This is a genomic window from Bradyrhizobium sp. 31Argb (assembly GCF_043638955.1).
Lineage (GTDB): Bacteria > Pseudomonadota > Alphaproteobacteria > Rhizobiales > Xanthobacteraceae > Bradyrhizobium.
The window spans coordinates 1-6,108 of the sequence record NZ_JBEGDB010000372.1; the positions used below are offsets into that span (position 1 = coordinate 1).

Consider the following 6,108-nt stretch of genomic DNA (forward strand, 5'->3'; position numbering starts at 1 on the left):
AGGTTCAACCGAAGCATTCCGGCTTTCCCTGCGCGATGGTTTACGGCTTACTTCGTGCTCTCCCCGGTGACCGGGCTCTTTTGCCACCGTCATCCGCGGCAGCTCTTGCTGCTCGCGAACTTAGCGCCAGCGTCGGGGCGCCAGGACCACACGACTTCGCCGTCCGCGAGTGCCACGCTCGTCAGTCGCGACACCCTCGTCCACCGCATCCCACCGCAACGTTCGTGACGATCGCGACCCGCCCCTCATCCGCCGTGAGACGCGCGGAGTCATAGCGATGATTTGCCCGACGGGTTAAGCGGTTTATTTTTGCGAGATGGGATAGACAGACTTTTGGTGATTTGCCCGTCGGGTTGATTTGTCGCACGCCGCGCGCCAAATCCACGCTTGTCATTCCGGGGTGATGCCACGGGGTCCGCGCAAAGCGCGGCCCGGTGACAGGCTCCGCATCGAGCCCGGAATCCATTTCTCCGCCTGCGCATGCGTGAGCGGCCGGCCCCGCCTCGACCACCATTCCACCTCGCGCTCGGGATTTGCGAACGCGATGGCGATGACGCCACCCACCAGCATGATGACCCCGCACATGAAGAACCCGGTGTTGAACCCGTCGAGCGGTGTCGTGGCGCTCTCAATAACACTGCCCATGACATAGGGTGCGAGCAGACCGGCTGAACTCGCAACTGCGGTGCCGATCGCGAGCAGTGCGCCCCGTTGCGCTACCGGAGTGATTTCACCAACGACGGCATTGCTGATGATGTAGATCGCCGAAGGCAGCGCCACCCCGAGTGTTGTCAGGGCAATCTTGACGGGGATGCCCGGAACGTACGGCAGCAGCGCCAGCGCAGCGCCGCCAAGGACGACACTCAATCCACCGAGGATGCCGCGCGCCACTCTGCTCGATACGCCGCGTGACAGCAGGCGTTGCGAATACCAGCCGGTCGCAAGCATCGCGACCGCGCTGCCACCAGCGGGCAGCGCTCCCAGGAAACCGATCGAGCTTTGCGCAAGGCCAAGACCCTTGACCAGATAAGCGCCTTGCCACGAGAGCGCCAGCGACAGGGCCCAGTTGGCCCCGAACGACGCCGCCCAGCACGCCAAGATCGTGGGGCTCAGCAGCAATTGCGCGTAGCCGACCCGTAGGGACGATTGCGCTGCTTCCTTTGGCTTTGCGCTCTCGGTGTCCAACGCCCCTTCGCGGCCGAAGACAAGCCACAACGCGCACCAAACGAGGCCGACCAGGCCGAGCGAGCCGAACGCCCAATGCCAGGTCCAACGCACAATGATCCAGTTCAGCAGCGGCAATGCCACCAGGACGCCGATCGCCCCGCCTTGCAGAATGACAGCAGTCGGAAGGGTGCGCACTTCGTTGGGGAACCATTTGTAGGCGGAATGCAGCGCCACCGGTGCTGTCGGACCTTCACCGATCCCGAGTGCGATGCGACATGCCACCAGGGTTTCCAGCCCAACCGAGCCGATCATCGGAAACTGCGTCAGCGCCCAGATGAAGCTCATCGCCAATAGCACCCAGCGCGTCTGTACCCGGTTGACGAGAAAGCCGGTCGCGACTGACGAGACTGCGAACAGCAAGTAGAAGCTGGAACCGACCAACCCGAACTGGCGCGGGCCGAGTTGCAGCTCCTGCATGATTGGCACTGCGGCGATCCCGATCACCGCCTTGTCGGCGAAATTGATCACCATGAACATGAAGAGCAGCACCACCACGATCCAGGCGCGGCTGCGGTCGCTAGCGCGCATTGGACCAGCTCGGGAGAGTGCGAGCCGCCCGGACCTGACCACGCGCCAACAAATAGAATGCAGCGACGTGCGTGATCATCAGCACAGGCACGTAGATGATCGGGATCGCGTAAGTGGCGCCCAACTCCCCCGCCAGCGCCGCTAGGCCGACCGCGTTGCCGTGGTAGTAGTCGATGATGATGTCGGCCGCGCCGACGAGATTGAAGGCGACGACGAACAGCCAAAACAGCGGACGTATGTTGACCGTGACAAGCGCCATGATTGCCAGCACCCCGGTTGCGAGGTCACCGTAGCCGGCGAAGGTGGCGAAGCCAGCCGGCAGATTGGGGCCGACGACGCCGGGAACGAGGAAGACGAGGCCGAAGAAGCGGAAGCTGTGCAGGGTTGCGATGGCGCGTTGCGCCTCGACCTGGTCCATCGCCTTGAGCTTGGGCCACACATACGCGCCGAAGCAAAGCAGCCACGGGACGTAGCCCATCACGAGATGTATCTGGAAAACGGTTGCCGGAGACATTGGACCTCCTATCAGGTGTTGACCGACGCGGCCTCGAACACTGCGCTCAGGATGCCGACCCGGCCCTCCATCAAGTTTCGTCCCAAGTTGGCTGCAAGCTGCGCGAAGTCCGGCCCCATCACCACGCCGAGATTGGGCGAAGGCGGCGGACCCGACGCACGCAACTCAGCGATCCAGGCTTTGGCGGCCTCTGTGTCGTCTCGCCATGCGACGTTGCGGAAACCGGCTGGTTCAATCGCCTCGCGCGTCGCGGCGGCGGTCAGAAGAAAACTTGTAGCCGGCGTTCGTGCCCAGGGAACGGGATAGTGCGGCTCGCCGTCGTTCAGCACGACATCGTAGATTGCAAACCTGCCGCCTGCCTTCAGCACGCGCCGGATCTCGCGGTAGAGCCGCGCCCGATCAGAGATGTTCATTGCCACATGCTGCAACAGCACGACGTCGAAATGGCCTTCGTCGAACGGAAGGTCCAGCGCGCTGGCTGTCTCAAACGACACCCGCTCACCCTGCCCCGTTCGCTCGGTCAGATAGCGCGCCGCATCCACGAATGGGTCGCTGAGATCGACGCCCGTCACCCGGCAGCCATAGGTCGCGGCCAAAAAGCGCGCCGGCCCGCCGACGCCCGAACCGACGTCCAGCACCGACATCTCGGCGGCAATTCCAGCCAACCTGGCGAGCTCGGCGGTGGCTGCGAGCCCGCGGGTGTGAAACTGGTCGAGCGCGGCCAGCTGCTGCGGCATCAGCCGCTGTTTCTCCGGCCCGAACGCCACGAGCGCCGTCTCCAGCCGCTCGGTCAGGCCGGTCGCGCGATAGTGATCGCGCACGCCATCGAGGATATCGGTCATCGCAACACTCTCCTAAAGCATCAGATCTCACCGCATAAATACGACCGCTTCCGGCGAGCGACTATCCGCGATAATGTCGATGAGCCATGAAGCACAACTTCACAGTCAGGCACGGCGCGCTCGACGGCGTGGAGGCGTTCCTGAGTGTTGCGCAGCACCGCAACTTCCGCAAAGCGGCCGCGGAACTCGGGGTCACTCCATCGGCGATCAGCCAGGCCGTGCGCGCCTTGGAGGCGCGCGTCGGTGCGGCGCTGTTCGTCCGCACCACGCGCAGCGTCGGTCTGACCGAAGCCGGTGAGCGATTCATTTCGCGCGCGAAGCCCGCCTTCGCCGAACTCGTCGCGGCAAGCGAGGTCGCACGCGAGCTAGGGCAGCGGCCGGCCGGACTATTGCGCCTCTCAGTGCCGCGCGCGGTGGTGCCGTTTCTGTTGGAGCCGCTGATCGCATCCTTCTGCCGGACCTACCCCGAAGTCGAAGTGGAGATCGCCGCAAGCGCGGAGCTGGTCGACCTTGCGGCCGAAGGCTTTGATGCAGGCATCCGGCTGGGCCAGTTCATCGCCGCCGACATGGTCGCGGTGCGGCTGACGCCGCCGTTCCTATGGGTGGTCGTCGGCAGCCCCGAATATCTGCGGCGACGGAAACGGCCGGAGCGCATCGACGATCTGCGAGACCACGCCTGCCTGCGCATGCGCCGCTCGAACGGGTCGATTGCGCCCTGGCCCTTTGTCGACGGCAACAGGACGGTGGAGGCGATCGTCTCGGGACCGCTGATTGCCCACGACTACCCCACACTCCTCGAAGCGGCGATACAAGGCTTGGGCCTCGCGCAACTGCCCGGTCCGCTTGCCAGAGCGCCGATGGCTGAAGGCCAATTGCAAGCGCTACTAACGCCGTTCGCCGTAACCACGCCGGGGGTCTTTCTGTACTATCCAGGGAAACGTCAGGTCCTGCCCAAACTGCGTGCATTCATCGAGCACGTGAAAAGCGAGAGCGCTGATGTGCCGCGCGGCGGCACGACCGCGAGGGGATCACGCAAGCTCAACCGTGCGAACAGCAGCTGACCCGGCGACCTGGTGGGTTCTGATGCAATTGTCAAACAGCTCTCCGCTGTCATCGTCCGGCTTGACCGGACGATCCAGTATTCCAGAGGCGTCAGAGCTTGAACCGAGAAGCCGCGGGATACTGGATGCCCCGCCTTCGCGGGGCACGACGGGGAGTATGTGAGGGGGTGCGCGTCCGCATTCTCGCGGCACGACATGCCCGAGCTGTCTAGGATAGTTAGCCGAGTACCGGCGTCCATCGTCTCAACGCGTGAAGAGAGAAGGTGTAACCCACCATGGTTGGTGCGAGGAATGGCTGATTACGCTTTCCGCCTCAGCTCTTCGAGCTGAGGCGGAAAACTAATCCGCCCGACGCTCGCTGGAGACGATACCGTCCCACCCAGCCATGGCAATCTCGGCTACAGCCTGGAGTTCGGCCCTGTCGGCGCCGTCACGGGCTCGGATCGCCATCCCGCTCTGCACAGTTTGCAGAAACCTCGCGAGCTTGGCGACATCGAGAGATTTTGGCAGCTCCCCTTCTGCGACGCCCTTTTCCAAACGAGCCGTGAGCACATCAAACGCGCCACCCCGTGCCGTACGCATCAGGTCGCCCAGTTCGGTGTGGCCATCGCTTCCAACCGTCGCCAGCGTGACCATGCATCCGTGAGGCAGGTCGCAATCCGATCCCGTCATTGCAGCCGCGGAGTCTCGCAGGTACGCCAGCGCCGCGTCGCGCGCCGTGGCGGCCTTGCGAAACCGCCCTAGGACCAAGTCCTCATAGGTCGCGGAGTAGAAGCGAAGCGCTTCGGCATACAGCTCGTCCTTCGAGCCGAAGGCGGCATAGAGACTGGTCGAACCCACGCCCATCGCCTCCGTTAGGTCTGCAACCGAAGTTCCCTCGTAGCCCTTGATCCAGAACAGCTTCATTGCCTGCGCCAGCGCGGCTTCACGGTCAAACGCGCGCGGCCGACCACGTCCACGGCGTGCGCATTCTGATGAGCACTGATCCTTTTTTTGCATCGATCACTACATAAACATATTGACGCCCCTGCGCAACGATTCTAGGAAATATGAAATATGCAACGATCACTACATAAAAGGACGAATGATGATCAGTTTGGCCGGAAAACGGGCACTTGTGACCGGTGGCTCTCGGGGGATCGGGGCGGCCATCGCGCTCGTGCTCGCTGAGAACGGTGCGGACGTCGCCCTGACCTTTCAGCACGCCACCGAGCGCGCCCAAGCGGTGGTGACGTCGATCGAGCGGCATGGCCGCCGTGGCGTAGCCATCCAGGCCGACAGCGCCGATCCGGTCGCCATTAGACGGTCCGTCGATGAGGCCGTCGGAGCGTTGGGGGGGCTGGACATTCTCGTCAACAACGCCGCCATCGCGCTCTACGATACGATCGCCGACTTCAAGGTGGACGACATCGACGCGCTTCTCGCAGTCAACGTCCGCGGCCCCGTACTCGTCACGCAAGCGGCCATCCCCCACCTTGGCGCGGGCGGCCGTGTGATCACCATCGGTTCCGCCGGCGCAGAGCGCATCGTCGGGGCGACCGGTACGGTCTATTTCATGACCAAGTCCGCGCTGCAGTCCTTCACCCGCGGTCTGGCGCACGAGCTTGGGCCACGCGACATTACGGCTAATCTGGTCCAGCCGGGCTCAACCGACACTGACATGAACCCCGCGGACGGTGAGTTCTCGGACTTCCAGCGCAGCCTCATCCCGTTGGGCCGTTATGGCGCGCCTGCGGATATCGCCGCCGCCGTCGCCTTCCTCGCAAGTCCCGCCGCCCGCCAGATCACTGGGACCATCGTGAACGTCGATGGTGGGCTGTTGGCCTGAAGGCCCGCAAACTGATTGCAACAAAGGAGCAGACTAGCATTACAGTTGTAATTGACTGAGGATTCTGAATCCATGGGCAACCATGATTCGAAGATCGTGGACGCAGGC

6 protein-coding genes are annotated in these 6,108 nt (G+C 63.6%); 2 read left to right on the plus strand and 4 right to left on the minus strand.

Annotation, left to right across the window (positions count from 1 at the left end; all coding sequences use genetic code 11):
• Nucleotides 1-390 precede the first annotated feature (390 nt).
• From AAFX91_RS37730 to AAFX91_RS37740, 3 genes are read right to left on the minus strand one after another with little or no spacing between them, the layout of a single operon-like run.
• Nucleotides 391-1,755 carry an MFS transporter gene (locus AAFX91_RS37730; RefSeq protein ID WP_394569882.1) on the minus strand — a complete coding sequence of 455 codons (1,365 nt, stop codon included), beginning with the start codon at nucleotides 1,753-1,755 and terminating at the stop codon, nucleotides 391-393.
• Entirely contained in the window at nucleotides 1,745-2,269 is a 525-nt protein-coding gene (locus AAFX91_RS37735; RefSeq protein WP_394569883.1) for a hypothetical protein, read from the minus strand. The genes AAFX91_RS37730 and AAFX91_RS37735 overlap by 11 nt, the downstream gene beginning before the upstream one ends.
• A gap of 11 nt (nucleotides 2,270-2,280) precedes the next feature.
• Nucleotides 2,281-3,111 carry a class I SAM-dependent methyltransferase gene (locus AAFX91_RS37740; RefSeq protein ID WP_394569884.1) on the minus strand — a complete coding sequence of 277 codons (831 nt, stop codon included), beginning with the start codon at nucleotides 3,109-3,111 and terminating at the stop codon, nucleotides 2,281-2,283.
• Nucleotides 3,112-3,197: 86 nt separating this feature from the next.
• Here AAFX91_RS37740 and AAFX91_RS37745 point away from each other — a divergent pair, with 86 nt between their 5' ends.
• Nucleotides 3,198-4,172: a LysR family transcriptional regulator gene (locus AAFX91_RS37745; RefSeq protein WP_394569885.1), complete on the plus strand. Its 975-nt coding sequence runs from the start codon at nucleotides 3,198-3,200 to the stop codon at nucleotides 4,170-4,172.
• Nucleotides 4,173-4,511: 339 nt separating this feature from the next.
• On the opposite strand, the gene AAFX91_RS37750 is transcribed toward AAFX91_RS37745, so the two are convergent.
• Complete coding sequence (locus AAFX91_RS37750; protein WP_165421384.1) at nucleotides 4,512-5,171, minus strand: TetR/AcrR family transcriptional regulator; 660 nt, start codon at nucleotides 5,169-5,171, stop codon at nucleotides 4,512-4,514.
• Nucleotides 5,172-5,259: 88 nt separating this feature from the next.
• Here AAFX91_RS37750 and AAFX91_RS37755 point away from each other — a divergent pair, with 88 nt between their 5' ends.
• Nucleotides 5,260-6,000: an SDR family NAD(P)-dependent oxidoreductase gene (locus AAFX91_RS37755; RefSeq protein ID WP_130582020.1), complete on the plus strand. Its 741-nt coding sequence runs from the start codon at nucleotides 5,260-5,262 to the stop codon at nucleotides 5,998-6,000.
• Nucleotides 6,001-6,108 lie beyond the last annotated feature (108 nt).